Genomic DNA, 18789 nt, shown 5'->3' with positions numbered 1-18789 from the left:
TACAAAAGCATTTAAGCCTTGAACGGTTGATAAACTGACAATACCCAGTTTTTTTTCCAGCCAATGTTGGTATTCAGGAGCCAGTTTTAGCCCTCCATCTTCCCAGTGAGGCCAATTAATTGCCATCGTACGCCCGGCACAATGCCCCAAGAGCCTTTGTTGTTCACGTGCAATAGCAAACTCATCCAAAAAAGCGTTTGCATAGGCATAATCACTTTGTCCAGGGTTACCAAATACCGCTGCGACGGAGGAAAATAAAACCAAAAAATCCAAAGGCTCATTCTGTGTTGCTGCATGTAAATAACAAGCACCTTGAACTTTTGGTGCTAAAACAGTAGCCATCTCTGCAGTGGTTTTCTTAGCCCAAAAACCATCAGCGGTAAGGCCAGCAGCATGAAGAATGCCATTTATGGTGCCAAAATGTTGTTTGGCACGCTCAATAAGCATCGCAACATCTTCATAATTGCTAATATTCGCCTGTACATAGAAAATTGAGGCGCCTTTTTGCTCAAGCTTAGCGAGCATTTTTATATGCTTGTCTGTAAGCATAGAACGCCCTGTTAAGATCAGACGTGCCTGATAATGTTCGGCTAAATAAGTCGCAAACAAATAGCCTAAGCCACCTAGTCCACCGGTAATTAAGTAAACCCCCACCGTTTTAAGCGGCAAATCATCCGCCATAGGCGCATCAGGAAATAGCTCATACTGATTTATAAAACGGCGATTCTGCTCATCATATCTGACTTGAGTTTCAGATTGGCTTAACTCCGACACCAGTATGCTCGGCTCATAAAGCTCAACAAAACGACAGGATAAATTGGGTTGCTCCTGAACTAAGGTTTTTGCCAGGCCTCCTAACGCGCGTGCAAAAATAGATTTGCCGTTACTAACACAAATTATTTGTGTGAGCTGCGTGGGTTTTAATTGAATTAATTTAGCAATAACTTTATGAACAAAATAATAAGTTTGCTGTAAATAGTTTTGAATGTGGCCGGCAGCAGACAAATCCTCATCATTAATTTCTTCCAGACCAATCAAAATATAATCCGTTAACGACTCGATTTTTATACTACCCAGCTCATGAATATCAATGAGCTGACACACAGGATTCCAGGTACTAAATTGGGCCTGCAATGCATTCATAGTTGCTTCACTATGACCAATAATCCGCATGGAACCAGACGCGCTGTTTGCAGATAAGCGCGGCTGTTCTATCCATAGCGGCTGGTAATAACCTACTTCAGGAGTAACTGCTTCGTAAGTAAGCGCGCCTAAGGTAAACCCTGTAATAATCAGTAAGAGTGCTCCCTCAGCATCAGTCACCTGAATATCAAATACAGGAAAATGCTGCTCATTTACATCCGAAATTAAGCAGGCATGTACCAAGCACGAATCGGGTAGCGCCCTATAAATATGCATTTGATCAATAGAAAAAGGCAAATAATGCACTTGACGATTTTTAAGCAACACTTGGGTTGTTTGGAGAATCCCATCGCATAAAGCAGGATGCAACAGCCATTCATTTTTCTGTGCTTGCATGCATGAAGGCAAAGCCAATTCAGCTAATAATGATTGCTCATTATAATGCAGGCTTTGAATCACCTGGAAACCAGGACCATAGTCTAGCCCAGCATTTTTAAAATAAGTATAAATCTCCTCAGGAGTCTGGGTGTTAGGCAAACCCTGCCGTATTTGCTGCTGATTTAATGAAGCAGGTTTTTCCGGGTAAGGAGCAGCAATAGTGTGTAGCCTACCACTGGCATAATCAACAGCCTCTTCATTATCCGTGATGACAAAAGAAATATAATCCGTCTCAGAAACGAGTTTAATATGTAAGGCATGGTGTAACACCATTCCCTTAATCGGTTTTTTCCAAACAATATCACTTAATATGGTTATTGCTTGATTGTTTAGCGCCATACTGGCTGCGGTGCTCACCATTTCCAAACAAACAACACCTGGCAAAACAGCCTCATTATTTACCTGATGCTCACGCAGGTAAAACTCCGTGCCAGTAAATGATTTACTAAAAACAGTCGCAGACAAGGTAGAAATATTCTCATCAAGTAATGCGTGTAACTTCCCTCGCGGTTTGGCTTTTCGTTCTAACCAATAAGACTCCTTGGCAAAAGGGTACGATGGCAGCGTTATTTTCTCCTGATAATCACCATAGAGCATGCGCCAATCAACCGGCTTACCATCAAGATACTCATCGCGCAGACGATTTAAATGGGCTAACTGCTCAGAAAATAACGTACTGTCTGCAAGCACTCCAGACAGCATTGCCTGCAAATGCTGCTTTAATGCCAATACCGTATCCACGATCACACAAAAACGCTGCTCAAAATGTTGTCGCCCTACATTTAAGGTATAACTTAAGGCCGCTAAATCAGGCAAATCCTGCTGACGTTCTAACCAGGCAAGTAAATCACGCGAACGTTGTTGCAAGGCTTGAGTAGTCATTGCGGACAAGGTAATTAGATAAAATGCAGGCTCATTAGGCATTGGCGTGGGTTTTTGTTTGGGACTATCCTCAAGAATGATGTGGGCATTCGCACCACCAAAGCCAAAAGAGCTCACTCCAGCTCGTCTGGGAGTTGCACCAGCTTTTCTTGGCCAAGGAACCATTTTATCAATCAGATAAAATGGGCTGTCCTTAATTTCGATGTACGGATTTAATTCGTTTAAATGTAAATTGGCTGGGATTAATTCGTGGCGCATTGCCAATAATATTTTAATAATACCGGCAACACCTGCTGCAGACTCCAAATGACCAATCTGGGTTTTCACCGCCCCTAAACCACAATATTTTGTGGGCAATGATTCTATCTGTTGCTCTAATGCCAATTGTTGGAAGGCTTTTTTCAAACCATTAATCTCAATCGGATCACCTAAGGGTGTTCCCGTACCATGCGTTTCAATGTATTGAATGCTATCAACAGCAACTTGCGCCCGCTGACAGGCTGAGACTATCACTTCGGCCTGCGCATTGGGATTTGGTGCGGTTAAGGTATTTGCATGGCCACCATGATTAATTGCAGTTCCTTTGATCACGCCATAAATATGATCGCCATCTTGTACTGCTTGCGCTAATTTTTTCAATAAAAGCGCACCTGCTCCCTCACCACGTACATAGCCATTCGCATTTTTATCAAAGGTCTTACAGCGACCATCAGCACTTAACATGCCGGCTTTATGTGCAGAAATAAAGGATGTTGGTGTAATCAGAGTATTCACACCGCCCGCAATGGCAATGTCGCAATCGCCATGTAAAATGGCGTGCACTGCCTGATGAACAGCAACCAAGGAGCTGGAACAAGCTGTATCAATGGCTTCACTGGGGCCACGCAAGTTTAAAAAGTAGGAAATACGATTGGCAATCATACTGTTCATCGTGCCTGTGGTAACATAAGCATCCATCACTTCGTGCTGTTGCAGCAATTCAGCATAATCATGATTAAATACCCCGACAAATAAACCGGTTTTCAATGCAGCCAGCGTTGAGGTGGTATGCCCTGCATCTTCAATAGTTTTCCATACAGTTTGTAAAAACAAGCGTTGTTGGGGATCAATTAATTCGGCCTCACGTGGCGAGATATTAAAAAATGCGGCATCAAATTCATCCACATGGTCAATAAAACCACCCCACTGCACCGTTAAATCACGCCAATCCCAACGCGATGTCGGTACTTCGCTGATACAATCCCTACCTTGCGCTAAATTATCCCAAAAGCTGTCAATGTCTGGTGCTTGCGGAAAAACGCCACTTATCCCGATAATAGCAATATCTGTATCTTTATCTTGCTGCTGATGGTCTTCAGTGAGGATTGCACAATTTGTGTTGTTAACTAAAAGAGCCGTATAAAACTCAGCTAAAGTTGCATACTCATATAAGGTTGCCGGCGATAATGCCAATTGATATTCTTCATTAAACCGGGCAATTAACTGAATAATATTAATAGAATCAAATTCATAGCGGCTAAGAGGTGCTTGCAAATCAATACGCTGTTCATCAATGCCCAAAACATTAGCAACCAAGGCTTTAAAACGTGCCTGATTCCAGTCCTCAGAACTTAAATTAGTAAGGCTTGGTGTGGGTAAAGCAGGTGGTGTTAATATCGTGAGTCTTTGTTCATTAAAGGCTAACTGACATTTTTTACGCTGTAATTTACCACTACCTGTTTTGGGAAGTGCGCCTTGGGGAGTAAATACTACCTGATAAATATCGACGCCATACTGCTGCGTAATAACATGACGAATGGTATCGGTAATTTCAGGCCACAGCGCCTGGCTTGTTTCCTCTGCCAATTCCTGTACAACAATAATTTCTTCTTTACCGGCAATTTCTGTTGAAAATACCGCTTGCGGTAAATCAATTTGTAAAACAGTTAAGGCGCCGGCAATCGATAGTTCAAAATCAAGTGGATAATATTTTTTTCCATAAACAATCATCACTTCTTTTAATCGTCCTGTTAAATAAAGTTCGTTATCAGTAATAAATCCCAGATCGCCCGTTTTAAAATAGCTACGTTTATTTCCTGGTACCCGGGCATTAAAAACAGCGTCCGTCTCTTGAGGACGTCGCCAATAACCACGTACTACAGATTTACCAGACAGCCAAATTTCGCCTACTTCCCCAGCGACAACAGGCAAGCCAGTTTGAGGATCAACCGCTATAGCCTGCAATCCCCCTAAGACTTTACCGCTGCTTAACACCGGCCGTGGCAAGAAATTTTGAGGGAAAGTATTCGTTTGGGGCATGCACACACGTGGTTCAGTCGCAAATGGCGTAACCGTTATAGCTCCGGCTAATTCCGACATTCCGTATGCAGAACAAATTTGTTTTAAAGCAAAACCACAGCGCTGGAATTTATTCACAAAAGCAGTTAGAGTCTGCTGCTGCACCACATCACCACCATTAACAGCAACTCGCCAATGGCTCAGATCAAGACCCGTAAGCTCTGACTCATTAATATGCCGTACACAAACATCATAACCAAAATTAGGACAACCACCATGTGAAGCCTGATAGGTTGAAATTGCAGCCAACCACACTATTGGTTTATTAATGAAGGCCGCCGGAGGCATAATAATCGCGCGCGTACCATGGTACAGTGGAACTAAAATGCCGCAAACTAACCCATAGACATGCGTATGTGGTGCCCAGTTTAACGTAGTGCTCTTGGAAGTATAGTGCCAAGCTTTAATTGTTTCTTTCAGGCTATGTTGTAAATTTTCATGACTGATGATCGCTGCTTTAGGCGCTGAAGTTGAGCCCGAAGTATATTGCAAATAAGCTATAGCATCCTTGCGCAGTGCAGCTAGCCGATAATTGGCAACTGTTGCCAAATCAATAGTCTCTATAGCCAAGACAGGAATTTTTTTCGTAAGAACTGCGTCTATATTCATCTGATACAGTGAAGTTGTCATCACTGCGGCAATATCAGCATCCTGAGCAATACTGCTAATTAAAGCCTGGTGTTTGCCAAATTCATCTACTTTAGGGCAAGGTACCGGCACCGCAACGGCTCCTGCATACCAACAGCCTATTAAACTGACAACAAAATCGATACCCGTAGGATAAAGAAGCAATATACGCTGGTCGATCAGGTTATGTGTTTGCAACCAAGCGGCAATGGCGCGCGCCTGTTGATCTAGCTCATAATAAGAACAACGCGCCGTCTCTTGCTCGCCATCTTCCAAATAGAGAACCGCTTCTTGATGAGGATTTTTTTGTGCCCTACGCTGGAGCACATTAACAATATGATGCATGAGCAACGTCCATTTGCTGAGCAGGTTATTTTAAAATTTTCATCATGCTATCAATACTATTTAATAAAGTCATCTCATTTTTTGTAATAATTTTTGTGGATTAAAAATCTATTCGTGATAAATTATGATCCCAAAAAGGAGTTAAAAAAGAATGGAATGTTTTGAGTCAATTAGTACCCCCAGAGCAGCAAACGCTACTGCAAATAAAATCCTGATTACTATTGGTAAGGGTTGCCGGTTAACCATTGCCACATCACAGGCATTGAGCAAATATTCATCCGCTGTTGCCATACCCCAGCAGGCAATGGAAGCTGTTGAGGCTGCCTATCAGTTTTTAAAAGTTCATGTCGATTCACGAGTTCCCATTTATGGTATTAATACCAACTTTGGTGACCAAGTACGTTATATCGATACGGCAATCAAAGAAACTGAAGCGCTTGACTATTATGATTCGATTAACACGCGGCAAGAAAACATTATTCGTTCACTTTCTTGTGGTTTGGGACCTGTTGTTTCCCCACAGATTGTCCGAATGACCATGCTCTTACGTGCCCATTGCCTAGCACAAGGGTATTCGGGTATTCATCCTGAGTTAGTGAACTCACTACTTGACTTTCTCAACGCCGGCATTACCCCTGTGGTACGTTGTTATGGCTCCATTGGCGCCAGTGGCGATTTGATTCCTTTAGCGATGATTGCCGCAGCACTTATAGGTGAGCAAGTTGCAGTAACTTATCAAGATAAAGTGATGATGGCTCCTGAAGCCATACAACGAGCTGGCCTTAAACCCTATAAGCCCGTCATGCGAGATGGGCTGGCACTCATTAATGGCACCTCATTTATGACCGCGATAACCAGTCTGGCTATTTATGATTTGCAACGATTATTCAAGCAAATGCTTGCAGCAATCGCGATGACCTTAGAGTCATTATTGGTGATCAGTAGCGCCTATCATCCTATGGTTCATCAAGTGAAACAGCAACTCGGTGAAAACAGCATTAATCAATTTTTTATCGATTTTTGGCAAGGAAGCCAATTACTAACGGATTTAGATGAATTGCGCACTACAGATTGCAACCACAAACCAGTGCAAGATTACTATTCCATTCGCTCAGTACCCCAAGGATTTGGCCCATTTCAAGAAAATTTGGAACGTGCGATTATTTGGGTAGAAAATGAAATGAATTCTGTCAATGACAACCCCATTATCGATGTACACGGAGAAAACATTCATCATAGTGCTAATTTTATGGGCTATTACATTACCGATGCCTGTGATATTTTAAAAATGAATATCGCACAAGCGTCAACCTGGATCCATGCTTTACTGGCGAACTTAGTTCATCCACGTAAAAATCATAACTTACCGGTAAATCTGGTACCCGATCCAAATAAACATAATGGCTTTCGCTCAATGCAACTCCTCTCAGCCGCACTTGCTGTACAAAATCGCAAGTTAGCGCAGGCACACCAAGCATTTACCTTACCTACGGAAGGCGACAATCAAGATGTGAATAGTCTGGGAACGCATGCGGGTTTTGATTTCCAAGAATCAGTGGCTAATTTAGAACGGCTAACTGCCATTTTGCTTTTAGCAGCGACGCAAGCACTCGAATTACGTGGTATTGATAAAGCCAGTAACAATGCCCAAACCATTTATCAGACCATACGTCGCCATTCCCCTGCAATTGAAACGTGCCGCCCCATGTCGGAAGAGATTGGCGGCATTATTGAGTTATTAAAGAATGGAGGCATTTAATGCTCGCGTACCTTTTTCCAGGGCAAGGCGCACAGATTAAGGGCATGGGCAAAGAATTATTTGCCCAATTTAGCGATTATACTGCTCAAGCAGACGAGCTATTAGGTTACTCTATTGAGGAATTGTGTATTGAAGATCCACAGCAGTTGCTGAATCAAACGCAATATACGCAACCGGCTCTCTATGTAGTAAATGCCTTTATGTATTTAAAAATATTGGCAGACACATCACAACAACCAGACTATGTCGCAGGGCATAGTTTAGGCGAATATAATGCATTATTTGCCGCAGGCGTTTTTGACTTTATTACGGGATTAGCACTAGTTAAAAAACGTGGGGAGTTAATGAGCCAGGCTCAAGATGGTGGAATGGCTGCTGTATTAGGGTTAAGTCAACAGGAGCTGATGCACATAATACAGACTAATAATTTATCTACAGTGACCATAGCCAATTACAACAGCTATCAACAATTAGTTATTTCTGGTCCTAAGGCCGATATAAAACGCACCCAGGAAATTTTGGCTCCTTTTCGTCATGCGACGTTTATCTCATTGTCCGTCAGTGGCGCTTTTCATTCGCCTTATATGCTCAGCGCCCAACAAGCTTTTGCTGGTTTTTTACACGATTTCGAATTTACTACCCCATGCCTACCTGTGATTGCCAATGTCGATGCATCTGCTTATCATCCTTTAGTCCTAAAAACTAATTTAATCAATCAAATAACCCATTCGGTACAATGGATACAAACCATAGAATATTTACAAAGCAAAGCAAACATCAGATTTCAAGAAGTTGGCCCGGGAAGCGTATTAACTGGTTTACTGCGTAGAATTCAAAATAAACAATAAGAAACCCTGTCCCCCCTCAAGCTAAGGAAAAAAGGTATTCTCCTAAACCGTTCGGGCTGAAGAAGCCCGAACGAATCGAAGATAGACAAGGTATAAACTTCTTAGCTTGACGACCAGGTACAACCACCTTGTTTGCAGCAACAGATAACATTAGATACAATCATTTAACAAGCAATTGAATTTACATAGAATAGTCCCAACACGACTATAAGAAAAAGGATTTTAACGTGCGCCAACTATCTCGTGTATACCTGGCTATTACCTCTTTCTGCTTCTCTTCATACACAGTAGCCTCTGATTTTAGCTTACCCTTTATTAATTCTTCAGGATTAGGGGTTGCTTATGCTGATTGGGCAAGTGCTGCTAGTGATGCAAGTACGGCTTATACTAATCCAGCAGGTTTAGTCAACTTGCCGCATCAACAAATAGTATTTAATGCTTTGGGAATCACCGGCACCACCCAATTTACGGGAACCTCTATTACGCCCCCTTATCCATTTCCGGCACCAATTATCCAATCAGGTGTTGCTCGCAGTCGGATTAATGCATTTTCGCCGTCTTTTTATTATGCCCTACCTTTGGCTAACCGCTTTAGCTTTGGTTTTCATGTTGCAGCTCCTTTTGGCTTAGGTACAAATTATAAATCCTTTCCTAGCTCCATTACTCGTTATGCCGCAACGCGCTCCGAAGTATTAGGACTCGATGTAGGCCCAAGCTTAGGTATGAAATTATCCGAACGTTTTTCAATTGGTGCAGGATTAGATGCACTGCATCTGGCATTTACCTTAAATAATATGTATGGACCACCACTTTCAATGCCGGTTGACTCACGACTCAATAATCATTTAAATGGTTGGGGATATGGTTGGAATATGGGCGCGCTATTAAAATTCAGTCCACAAACCCGGATTGGTTTTAGCTACAATTCATTGATTACTATTGAAACCAAAGGACATAGTACGATATATCAACCCAATAATCTCGCATTTAGAACCAGTGCACAACAGACCAATGCCTCATTACCTGCTCGAGCCCAATTAAGTATTCAGCATGATATTACTGAACGCTGGACAGGAATGGCCACAGTATTTTATACCAACTGGAAAACATTTAATCAGATTATCATGCAAAAAACTGAAATCCCCGGTGGCGAACTTACCTCAGTAACGATTCCCTTTAATTATCATAACTGTTTTGATTATTCGGTTGGTGCCACATTTAAGGCAACGAACAAATGGTTATTACGAGGAGGCTTACAGCTCCTAAATACCCCTTCCAATAATCAAGATCGCGGTGTTGCCGATCCCATTGGCAGTGCAACAATTCTCACTGTTGGCGCTCATTTTCAAGCAACTGAAAAATTAGGCTATGATCTAGGTGTTGGCCACTCATTCTTCAAGCAAATGCCGATTAATTTTAGCAATGCTTTAACCTCGCTCAAAGGGCATACCAATACCCAAACGACGGTGATTGGTGGACAAATTAATTGGAGTTTTGCCTAAACAAACAGCACAGTCAATGCAGTAATAGAAGGGCATACTCTAGCCATTCCATTACCAATGCCATCTTTTAAATAAATTTTGTTGGCTACATCCAAACCATTTATATTCTCCAGATAATCTTTTGATAAATAATTAAAATTATTCATCTAAAATAAGCAACCATGAATTCTACTCCATAAATTCCGCATCAATTTCTAATTAATTGAAACATAATTACGCAAATTAATACTAATATAATAGAGAGTATAATTAAAAAATAACTCAGGATCGCTTTTTATTGTATTGGGCAAAGGGATGATACATGGCCAAGTCTACTAAGACGCCTAAATTGATTAAAGCTACACAGCTTAGTTTAAGCGAGCAACATGAAATCAATCAGAAAATAGAATTTGAAACATCAAAAATGTTTCATGATCTAGTTAAACTTGGCGCATTTGCAAATATTATTGGCGCTTTACTTTATACACTCGCTATTTATAATCCTGCTCAGAAAACGCTGATTTTCACTTGGTATACTATTTTAGTTGTTATGAATGTACTCAATATCCTATGGTCTCTACGCTTTGAACACGAGGATGTTACACACGCAAAAATTCGCGAATTCCGGCAAGGCTATTTCTATATTGTCAGTTTCATATGCCTACTTTGGGGCTGTATTGGTATTTTATTTATGTCAGAGGCAACACAGTCGATGACGACCATTATTTTTTATCGGCTGTTTTAATTTGTTTTTCCTTTTCAACAGCAGTCGATTTAACCATGGGCCTGGTAAGTATTCTTTGCTTGCTAGCCCCTGCTATTTTATATCACCTTTATTTAACGATCCCTTCCGCTCCAACTATCGAGGGAGCTAGTCACCTCAATATGCCGATTATTGCTGCGTTTGTAACCCTGGGTATCTTTATGCTTATTGCCTGTTTTATTGGCAATAAAGTGATTATCAAAGTATTTCGCCTAGGCTATGAAAATGAACTGTTGTGTCAGAAATTTGAAAATATTAATACCTTGCTTGAGCAACGCGTAAAAGAACGCACAGAAGCATTAGAAACATCACTGAAATTAGTCACTTATCAAGCAACCCATGATCTATTAACTGAACTTCCTAATGAACGATTACTCTATGAACATATCACAACAGCAACGGAACGAGCAGTGAGAAATCATTATAAATTTGCGGTTGCCTGTTTTTCATTAAATGGGATGGTAAAAATTAATGACAGTATTGGCCATCAAGCAGCAACTACTATTATTAATCGTGCATCCCAACGCCTCGCTCACTTATTACAACAAAAGAAAAATTATTTCGTTTCTTTATCGCGACAGGATGTGTTTGTTATCCTTATTGAACCAATTAGCGATGTATTTGAAATAGAAAATTATGTACAAAATTTATTTGTAATACTCAATAATCCCATCTATGTTGCCAAACAATCAATTAAATTAAGCGGCAGCATCGGTGTCAGTGTCTTTCCAGACAATGGACGCGACGTAGACACATTAATTACGAATGCAGAAGCCGCAAGAGTATTAGCAACACAGCGTGGTGGTAACAGCATATGTATTTATAATATAGTGATTAACGCCGATGCAGCCAGACAACTGCGTATTGAAAATATGCTGTATCAAGCTGTTGAAAAAAATGAATTAATCTTAAATTACCAACCATTTATCGATCTTCGAACCGGTAGAGTTTGTGGTGCAGAAGCCTTAGTTCGCTGGCAGAATCCGGTATTGGGATTAGTAGCACCCATGGATTTTATTCCCATAGCAGAAATGAATGGCATGATTCTTCCTATTGGCGAGTGGGTATTACGCGCAGCATGCCAACAATTGAAAGAATGGCAAAACAGTGGATTTAATACCTTTAAAATGTCAGTTAATTTATCCGCCAAACAACTTATTCAAGAAGATCTTGTTGACTGTATTGCAGAAATTCTCGATACACTTAAATTAAACCCGCAATATCTTGAACTGGAATTAACTGAATCTAATGTCTTTAATAATGAGGCCATTCCAATTATTAACAAACTTGCTGAAATGGGCATTGCGTTCGCGATTGATGATTTTGGCACAGGATACTCAGAATTTAGTAATCTTAAATTATTTAAAGTCGATAAAATAAAAATCGATAAAATATTTGTTCAAGATCTTAACGTCAACATCGACAGCAGAAACATTGTTTGTAACACGATTGCTCTGGCAAATCGTATGCATATTGATTGTCTGGCAGAAGGCGTAGAAACTGAAGAGCAAACTCAGTTTTTAAAAGAAAATGGCTGTTATATTATGCAAGGGTATTATTTTAGCACACCGCTCAGTGCGGAAGATTTTTTCGTATTTTTAAAGAAATATGAAAACAAAAATGTCATCACTTAGCCTGAATGCCGCGGATAAACCCTCAACATTCAGACAGAGCAGATTATAAGGCGCTGCTAGACGATTGTACGCTGCTATTTCTGGGCGCTTCTTGTTGGTATTCTAGTCGCTTTTTCTGCCAGAGAGTAGGAAGCTCCGCTAGACTACTATACCTATCTCCGGTCAACGCTTTTGGAGGAGTAATCACAGGCTGGGTAGCTGGTTTAACCGAGGCTTCCGAGTTTGGTGCATGTAGTACTTTTTTAAATGTATCGGCTAATAAAGTGTTTAGCACTCTGACCTTCTCAAAGGGTAATGCTTGAGAAGTATTCACATTCATAAGGTAATGTTTTAGCTGCACCTCATCCTCTTGGTTCAACTGCTCTTGATGTTCCTGCAGCCAGGCGTTCAATTCAGCATAAGCATTCAGTTCAATTTTATTAATTACACCCACACTATTGGCCCACCACAGCGTGTTTTTTTTACCGGCTTGGCGCAAAATAAAAGTAGAGCTGATACCATGAAGAGTCAACTCGGCATTATTTTCTTTAGGATTAACAATCAACTTAAGGCGAGCAAGAGCTATTTCTTTAGCTTGTTCTTCTGAATGCACGCGCTTAACCTCTGAAGACGCGGGGTTAGCCTTTTCCTTAAACATCCCTGCTAACAATCCATCTAATTGATTCACAATGCTTGAATTAATGTTTTGGGTGGTTTTTACAGTTAATAATTGCAGTTTTAATCTTAATAAATCTTCATTATTTAATGGTGCAGAACCATTACTAAGCAAGGCGTTAATTTCAGGATAATCGTTTAACTCAACTTTATTGATTGCCCCTAAACTGTTTATCCACCACAGCGCATTTCTTTCCGCGGCATAACGTAAAACAAAAGTTGAATAAATATTTTGTGCTACCAATTCTTCATTTGTTTGTTCTGGAGCATTTAGCAAATGAACGCGAGTAAGATACTGATCTTTTGCTTTAATGCACTCAGCCTTTATTGGCTTTAAGTGGATGGGGTGTAATCCTTTAATATCTTGAATATTTTTAGTTGTAAGGTTTTGATAAAGCTCATCGGTTAACTCTAAGGAGTAAATGCTACCGACACTATCCACCAATGAAAGTTGCCAATTACCATCGTTTACTAAACAGAAAACAATTTTATCTTTTTTACTTAGTGCTTCTGCTTGTGCCATCTTCAGATCATTAAAAATTAACACTTCGTTACTGCGTTGCTGTGAATTTTGGCTGATGGCAGCTATTTCTGCATCGTGCTTTTTTCGATACCGCTTCCCAAGCTTATATTCATTAATCAACGTATCAATTTTAACAAAAATCTCATCTCTAAGCGTATGCACTAATAAAAGCAATTGATCTCCTTCTAATGACTTATAATCAGGTATTGTTTTAATTAGTTCATAAAACAAATAATAATTATACGAGGTTTTTTCCCATGAACCTTCCCTAATAAGTTCTTTAAAACAGTTTAGATGCATATAATAGTCATCGTTTTTTTTCATCGCGCCGATTGAATCATTAATTTGGGTAATTCGAGTACGAGTGAACCGATATATCCAACCGAGTACCCAAGAGTCAACCGGTTCTTTGTAGAACCTTTGTGCGTTTTTAGCAATTAAAGTCATTCTCTTAATCCCTTCTGCTGACATATCGGTAATAATATTCTGTATTTTTTCAATAAACTCAACGGGGATAGTGAGTGGGGATTTTTCGTGTTTTGCACTAGTCATAATGAAACTCCATTTCATAAAATAAAATTTATCATTGCATTACTATTAATTTTAAACAAGTAGAAACTTATTGAGCTAAAGTGCACGCCCAAAAGACGCATAAACATGGATAGATAGAAGCCACTTTGCTAAGGTGATTTCAAAGTGACTCATTTAGTATAGTACTGATCAAATACTTTTATTTTTTTCGCCACTTTTTATTTTTCAGAGACCTAAATGACTCATTAAGATAGATTTTTGACGCTTAAAAGGCTTGCAAATTTAAAGCAAAACGATAACATGACTCAATAAAAAAATAATAACAAAGGGACGTCATGAAATTTGCACTATTTTCTACTGCTTTATTAGCTTCCAGCATTGCATCTGCGTCAACGGCGATTGATGGATGGTACCTTAGCGCTTTTGGTGGTTATTCCCACATATCATCAAATATCAGTACTAATCGCTTCGGAACATTCTACTCGGATGCACGATATCACGACGGTTATAATGCAGGCGGTCGTATAGGATTCCAAAGCAATCCCATTCGTTATGAGTTTGAATACACCTACATCAATGCTAAAGCAGAGCATTTTTATATAAATCACATTGACCAGCTCAATGTTGAAGGCCATGCCTTAGCCAATCTTATTATGGCAAATCTTTATTATGACTTCCCAGAAATGTTGGATGCTATTGCACCGTTTGTAGGCATTGGCATTGGATATGCGTTCATGGAAACCAAATTGGAAGGCAATGGTCCTTTTTACGCGACCCTATTTAAAGAATCAGGCAACGCCTTTGCGTATCAAGGAACGGTAGGATTGACTTACAATTTCTCAGAAAACTACGCCATCAATGCGGCTTATCGTTATACAGCAACTGCCAATAGCGGTCATTTTGGCAAATCATTCCAGGCACAAATGGGTAATGCGGGCGTTATATATCGTTTTGATAACGGTAATTATAAATAAGATGGGTAGCTGGCACCGTCAACTTAACTAGTAATACTGCCAAGAAAGAGCTGAATGCAAATTTTAGGCGTAACGAATTTCGGTTGCAGCATCTTGCCAAACGTCTTTAGCCATTAAGAATTGAATTCGCTGTTGTGCTGCCGAATTAGTGTATCGCCCGACCGTCAAGGCGAAGAGATTTCTGGTTTTTCCCATCAAAGCCAGGACGTTTTGGGTACTAGCAGACGATTTGAAGCGAATAAGGCATTTCTCTTTTTTGCGTGTGGGGTGATGAGCATTTTCTGCCCGATTATTGAGTCCTTTATGCGATGCTTCGTGTCTTTACTCATCGGATGAATGGGCTTCGTGTCGCCGCTTAGTTTGTCGGTTACGATTATGCATAGCTTGAGATAAGCATTTACATGTCTTTAAAGTGAGCTATGCACCATTGACGCACCGGTCATAACTTACTTCAATACCGCGATATACGAAGCGCTCCGATACGTCTCGATAACTGTCATTAAACAATGATAACTCCATACCGCTATACTGATTTAGCTCTACAGGGTAACGATATCTTTTTGCCTTCCGTTCCAACATTGCTTATCCCGATAAATAAATATCAGTTTAGCTCAAAGTTAACTTGACGATGCAGTACATAGGTTACGAGAAAATTCTATTATTGGCATCACTTATTTTTCGGGAGGATTAGCAATGAACATCAACTTACTTGCCCATTATATAGACTTAGTGAAACTTTACTTGGAAAAATAGACTTCTTTAAATTATACTGCGCCAATAATGCTCCGGATATTGCCATAATGCTTAATATAAAGATTATCGGTATAGGGAGGTACCTCCCTTATACTAAAGTTTCATCTGTAGAGTTAGACTCTAAACTTGGTTTACCCCTTGGAAGTATCGAAAAAAAATCAGGCCTGATTTCTCGTCATTTTGCATTAGCACAAGAAACAACCTCTTACATGGGAGCACAAGCAGCCCTTGAAGCCCTAAAAAACGCCGAACTTGAGCTAACCGATATTGATGTTATTATCGGCGCATGCGGTGCTGGCGAGCAACCAATTCCTTGTACAGCAGCACTTATTCAAAAACAATTAGGCCTAGAAACCTCTGGCATTGCATGCTTTGATATTAACAGTACTTGTCTCAGTTTTTTAACAGCACTAGACACCATATCTTATCTAATTGATGGAGGGCGATTTAAACGTGCTCTTATCGTTTCTAGCGATATTCCATCCGCCGGGATTAATTGGCAAGACTTGGAAACATGCAGTATTTTTGGTGATGGCGCAGCAGCGTGTATAGTCGAAAAAAGTGATAGTAGCAGTCGAATTTTAAACTCCTATATGGAAACTCACAGCATAGGTTCTAGCTTTTGCCAGGTAGAAGCAGGTGGAACGCGTATCCCCCCATCGCAATCCTTTGATCATCAACGTTATGGCTTATTTTCTATGGATGGCAAGAAGGTATTTAAACTTGCAAAACGGCTAATTATCCATACAAAAGAGATCGTATTTAATAATACAGGGCTAACCCTTGAGGACATTGACTGGTTTGTACCGCATCAGGCAAGCTTACTGGCAATGCATCATATGAGAAAATGCCTAAAGATTCCGCAAGAGAAGTTTGTTGATATTTATGCGACGCATGGTAACCAAATGGCTGCCTCAATTCCCACAGCATTATATGATATTATAGAAAATAAAAAATTAAAGCGCGGACAATTGATTTATTTTCTTGGCACGGGCGCGGGCATTTCATCTGGCGGCATGATTCTGGAATATTAACATGATTTCTATCGTCACAGGAGCAACGGGTTGTCTGGGTTTAAACTTAACCAAGCGTCTGATTTCTGCAGGACATGAAGTGATTGCATTGGGTCGTAATAAACACCTCGGTAAAGTTGTCTCTCAACTGGGCGCTAATTTTGTTGTATTAGACTTACAAGAACAAACGCGTTTAAAAACAATAACTCAAAAAGCCGATTTTATCTTTCATTGCGCAGCACTTTCTAGCCCCTGGGGCCGCTATAATGATTTTTATCAAGCGAATGTTCTCGGTACACAAAACATTATAGAGGCAACTCCCTCTCATACTCGACTTATCCATGTGTCATCACCAAGCATCTATTTTGACTTCACCGAGAAACACGATATTAAGGAAGACTCCCCCCTACCAACAAAAACCGCAAATCATTATATTAAAACGAAGCTAATGGCAGAACAGTTGATAGAAAAAGCGTTTAAAGAAAAAAATCTAAACGTCGTTGTGCTACGTCCTCGAGCAATTTTTGGCCCTTATGACCGAAGCATTATTCCTCGGTTGTTACAGACTGAAAAAAACGGTCTTTTGCCGGTTATTGGCTCTGGAGAAAATCTTATTGATATTACTTATGTTGATAATGTAGTCGAAAGCTTACTATTAGCCGCATCAGCAAACGATTCAGTACGTGGAAAAAAATACAATATTACTAATGACGATCCCAAAACCTTAAAAAATATTTTATCCATGATTTTCAGAGCATTAGACAAGCCTCTTAAAATGAAGCATATCTCTTACTCGACTGTTAATGCTTTGGCTTTCTGTCTAGAAAAAATATACAGCACCGTGCTTTTTAATAAAGAGCCGCCTGTTACTCGTTATAGTGCTGGGGTACTAGCATTAGGGCAAACTTTAAATATTGATGCCGCCAAACGAGATTTGCATTACAAACCAATCAAAAGCATTGAGCAAGGCATGAACGAATATGCCGCATGGTATAAATCACTATGATAACCTATCAATTATTTGAAGCGGGCTTTTGTCGCCATTGTGAACGAATGACCTTAAAAAACGGGCATTTTAAACAACGAGAATACCCGTCAATCTGTGCCTTGATAAAGCACGAAAGGAAAGGATATATCCTTTTTGACACAGGCTATACTGATCGCTTTCTTCAGTTAACTCAAAAATTCCCGCAATCACTGTACCGTCATTTAACCCCCCTCATCTTAAAAAAGTCTCTCAAAACGCAACTTTTAGAAAAGGGCATACAACCAACTGACATCAATTACATTGTAATTTCCCATTTTCATGCGGATCACATTGGAGGTTTGCACGACTTCCCTAATGCACAATTTATCTGTCATCGGCAAGCTATCGATACCATTAAACATAAAGGTAGATTAAAAGCATTGCTTAAAGGCTTCCTACCTGGATTAGTACCTAGCGATTTCAACGAACGCACTATTTTACTTGATAACAACCTAATAAAACTGGGGGAAAATCTCAGCCCATTTTCACAAGGCTATGATTTATTTGGTGATCAACAACTTATTTTAATTCCCCTACCCGGCCATGCTAAAGGGCACATCGGCTTATATTTTAAAGTTGATAAAGAGATTTTTTTAATTGGTGACAGTTGCTGGCATCAAGAAACTTTTAAAGAGCTTGTTTATCCTAGCAACCTTACTTACTTTATTCATGACAACAAAAATGATTATATCCAAACCATAAAAAATCTTCATGCGCTCTATAAACACAACAAAAATATTGAGATTATTCCCTCACATTGTGAACATATTCGTAAGCAAATCAGAGAAGAAAAATTATGATTGTTCGCATCCTTTATTACTACTACAAAGCTATTTTTTTAGCGCATCACATCAAAACTCGCGAAAGATTAGCCGATTATCAAAACCAGCAATTCAAGAAACTAGTCAAAAACTCCCTTGCTCAATCACCTTTTTATCAAAGCTACTTAGACAAGCCATTTTATGAGTGGCCAATTATTAACAAAAGTATAATGATGGAGCATTTTGATGACATAAATACTGCAAAAATAAAAAAAGAAGTTGCGTTAAAAATTGCT

The 18789-nt window shown here is 39.8% G+C and carries 13 protein-coding genes and 1 pseudogene; 10 read left to right on the top strand and 4 right to left on the bottom strand.

All coding sequences use genetic code 11. The features are described from left to right. Positions 1-5772, bottom strand: a 5772-nt coding sequence (locus LDG_RS20050) for an SDR family NAD(P)-dependent oxidoreductase (protein WP_233491413.1), incomplete at its 3' end; no start/stop codon positions are given. A gap of 151 nt (positions 5773-5923) precedes the next feature. On the opposite strand from LDG_RS20050, the gene LDG_RS03655 reads away from it, so the two are divergent. From LDG_RS03655 to LDG_RS03645, 3 genes are all read left to right on the top strand, one after another. Beyond that, positions 5924-7531, top strand: coding sequence for an HAL/PAL/TAL family ammonia-lyase (locus LDG_RS03655; RefSeq protein WP_006869798.1), 1608 nt, complete (start codon positions 5924-5926; stop codon positions 7529-7531). After that, positions 7531-8379, top strand: coding sequence for an ACP S-malonyltransferase (gene fabD / locus LDG_RS03650; protein ID WP_006869797.1), 849 nt, complete (start codon positions 7531-7533; stop codon positions 8377-8379). Before LDG_RS03655 ends, fabD begins: the two co-directional genes overlap by 1 nt. 227 nt (positions 8380-8606) lie before the next feature. Beyond that, positions 8607-9881: an OmpP1/FadL family transporter gene (locus tag LDG_RS03645; protein ID WP_006869796.1), complete on the top strand. Its 1275-nt coding sequence runs from the start codon at positions 8607-8609 to the stop codon at positions 9879-9881. On the opposite strand, the gene LDG_RS19525 is transcribed toward LDG_RS03645, so the two are convergent. Then, complete coding sequence (locus LDG_RS19525; protein ID WP_006869795.1) at positions 9878-10027, bottom strand: hypothetical protein; 150 nt, start codon at positions 10025-10027, stop codon at positions 9878-9880. The two genes, LDG_RS03645 and LDG_RS19525, sit on opposite strands and share 4 nt — an antisense overlap. 155 nt (positions 10028-10182) lie before the next feature. On the opposite strand from LDG_RS19525, the gene LDG_RS20045 reads away from it, so the two are divergent. After that, on the top strand, positions 10183-10605 hold the full coding sequence (locus tag LDG_RS20045; RefSeq protein WP_006869794.1) for a hypothetical protein: 423 nt from the start codon (positions 10183-10185) through the stop codon (positions 10603-10605). A 140-nt stretch (positions 10606-10745) separates the two neighbouring features. Beyond that, complete coding sequence (locus LDG_RS03640) at positions 10746-12257, top strand: putative bifunctional diguanylate cyclase/phosphodiesterase (RefSeq protein ID WP_006869793.1); 1512 nt, start codon at positions 10746-10748, stop codon at positions 12255-12257. Between the two features lie 43 nt (positions 12258-12300). Here the strand turns inward: LDG_RS03640 and LDG_RS03635 are convergent, their stop codons facing one another. Next, positions 12301-13986, bottom strand: a complete 1686-nt coding sequence (locus tag LDG_RS03635) for a hypothetical protein (protein WP_006869792.1) — start codon at positions 13984-13986, stop codon at positions 12301-12303. A 314-nt stretch (positions 13987-14300) separates the two neighbouring features. On the opposite strand from LDG_RS03635, the gene LDG_RS03630 reads away from it, so the two are divergent. Continuing rightward, a complete protein-coding gene (locus LDG_RS03630) occupies positions 14301-14939 on the top strand; it encodes an outer membrane protein (protein ID WP_006869790.1) in 639 nt (212 codons plus the stop codon). A gap of 417 nt (positions 14940-15356) precedes the next feature. On the opposite strand, the gene LDG_RS19520 is transcribed toward LDG_RS03630, so the two are convergent. After that, complete coding sequence (locus LDG_RS19520; RefSeq protein WP_158307862.1) at positions 15357-15518, bottom strand: hypothetical protein; 162 nt, start codon at positions 15516-15518, stop codon at positions 15357-15359. A 221-nt stretch (positions 15519-15739) separates the two neighbouring features. Here LDG_RS19520 and LDG_RS03625 point away from each other — a divergent pair, with 221 nt between their 5' ends. The 4 genes and pseudogenes from LDG_RS03625 to LDG_RS03610 form a co-directional block, all read left to right on the top strand. Next, positions 15740-16726 (top strand): beta-ketoacyl-ACP synthase III, encoded by a 987-nt coding sequence (locus LDG_RS03625; protein WP_040534393.1) that lies wholly within the window; start codon positions 15740-15742, stop codon positions 16724-16726. Position 16727: 1 nt separating this feature from the next. Further along, positions 16728-17711 carry an NAD-dependent epimerase/dehydratase family protein gene (locus LDG_RS03620; protein ID WP_006869787.1) on the top strand — a complete coding sequence of 328 codons (984 nt, stop codon included), beginning with the start codon at positions 16728-16730 and terminating at the stop codon, positions 17709-17711. Then, positions 17708-18532, top strand: coding sequence for an MBL fold metallo-hydrolase (locus tag LDG_RS03615; RefSeq protein WP_006869786.1), 825 nt, complete (start codon positions 17708-17710; stop codon positions 18530-18532). Before LDG_RS03620 ends, LDG_RS03615 begins: the two co-directional genes overlap by 4 nt. Next, positions 18529-18789, top strand: a pseudogene (locus tag LDG_RS03610) (F390 synthetase-related protein); the annotation flags it as partial. The gene LDG_RS03615 and the pseudogene LDG_RS03610, both read left to right, overlap by 4 nt.

Origin of the sequence: Legionella drancourtii LLAP12 (genome assembly GCF_000162755.2) — a bacterium.
GTDB lineage: Bacteria > Pseudomonadota > Gammaproteobacteria > Legionellales > Legionellaceae > Legionella > Legionella drancourtii.
The sequence above is the reverse complement of the archived record's forward strand: the minus strand, read 5'-3'. Positions and strand labels throughout refer to the sequence as shown.

Bases quoted from the DNA above. Each gene is read 5' to 3' on its own strand.
- LDG_RS03655 (WP_006869798.1), top strand. From the start codon at position 5,924: ATGGAATGTTTTGAGTCAATTAGTACCCCCAGAGCAGCAAACGCTACT.
- fabD (WP_006869797.1), top strand. From the start codon at position 7,531: ATGCTCGCGTACCTTTTTCCAGGGCAAGGCGCACAGATTAAGGGCATG.
- LDG_RS19525 (WP_006869795.1), bottom strand. From the start codon at position 10,027: ATGAATAATTTTAATTATTTATCAAAAGATTATCTGGAGAATATAAAT.
- LDG_RS20045 (WP_006869794.1), top strand. From the start codon at position 10,183: ATGGCCAAGTCTACTAAGACGCCTAAATTGATTAAAGCTACACAGCTT.
- LDG_RS03640 (WP_006869793.1), top strand. From the start codon at position 10,746: ATGCCGATTATTGCTGCGTTTGTAACCCTGGGTATCTTTATGCTTATT.
- LDG_RS03635 (WP_006869792.1), bottom strand. From the start codon at position 13,986: ATGACTAGTGCAAAACACGAAAAATCCCCACTCACTATCCCCGTTGAG.
- LDG_RS03630 (WP_006869790.1), top strand. From the start codon at position 14,301: ATGAAATTTGCACTATTTTCTACTGCTTTATTAGCTTCCAGCATTGCA.
- LDG_RS19520 (WP_158307862.1), bottom strand. From the start codon at position 15,518: ATGTTGGAACGGAAGGCAAAAAGATATCGTTACCCTGTAGAGCTAAAT.
- LDG_RS03625 (WP_040534393.1), top strand. From the start codon at position 15,740: ATGCTTAATATAAAGATTATCGGTATAGGGAGGTACCTCCCTTATACT.
- LDG_RS03620 (WP_006869787.1), top strand. From the start codon at position 16,728: ATGATTTCTATCGTCACAGGAGCAACGGGTTGTCTGGGTTTAAACTTA.
- LDG_RS03615 (WP_006869786.1), top strand. From the start codon at position 17,708: ATGATAACCTATCAATTATTTGAAGCGGGCTTTTGTCGCCATTGTGAA.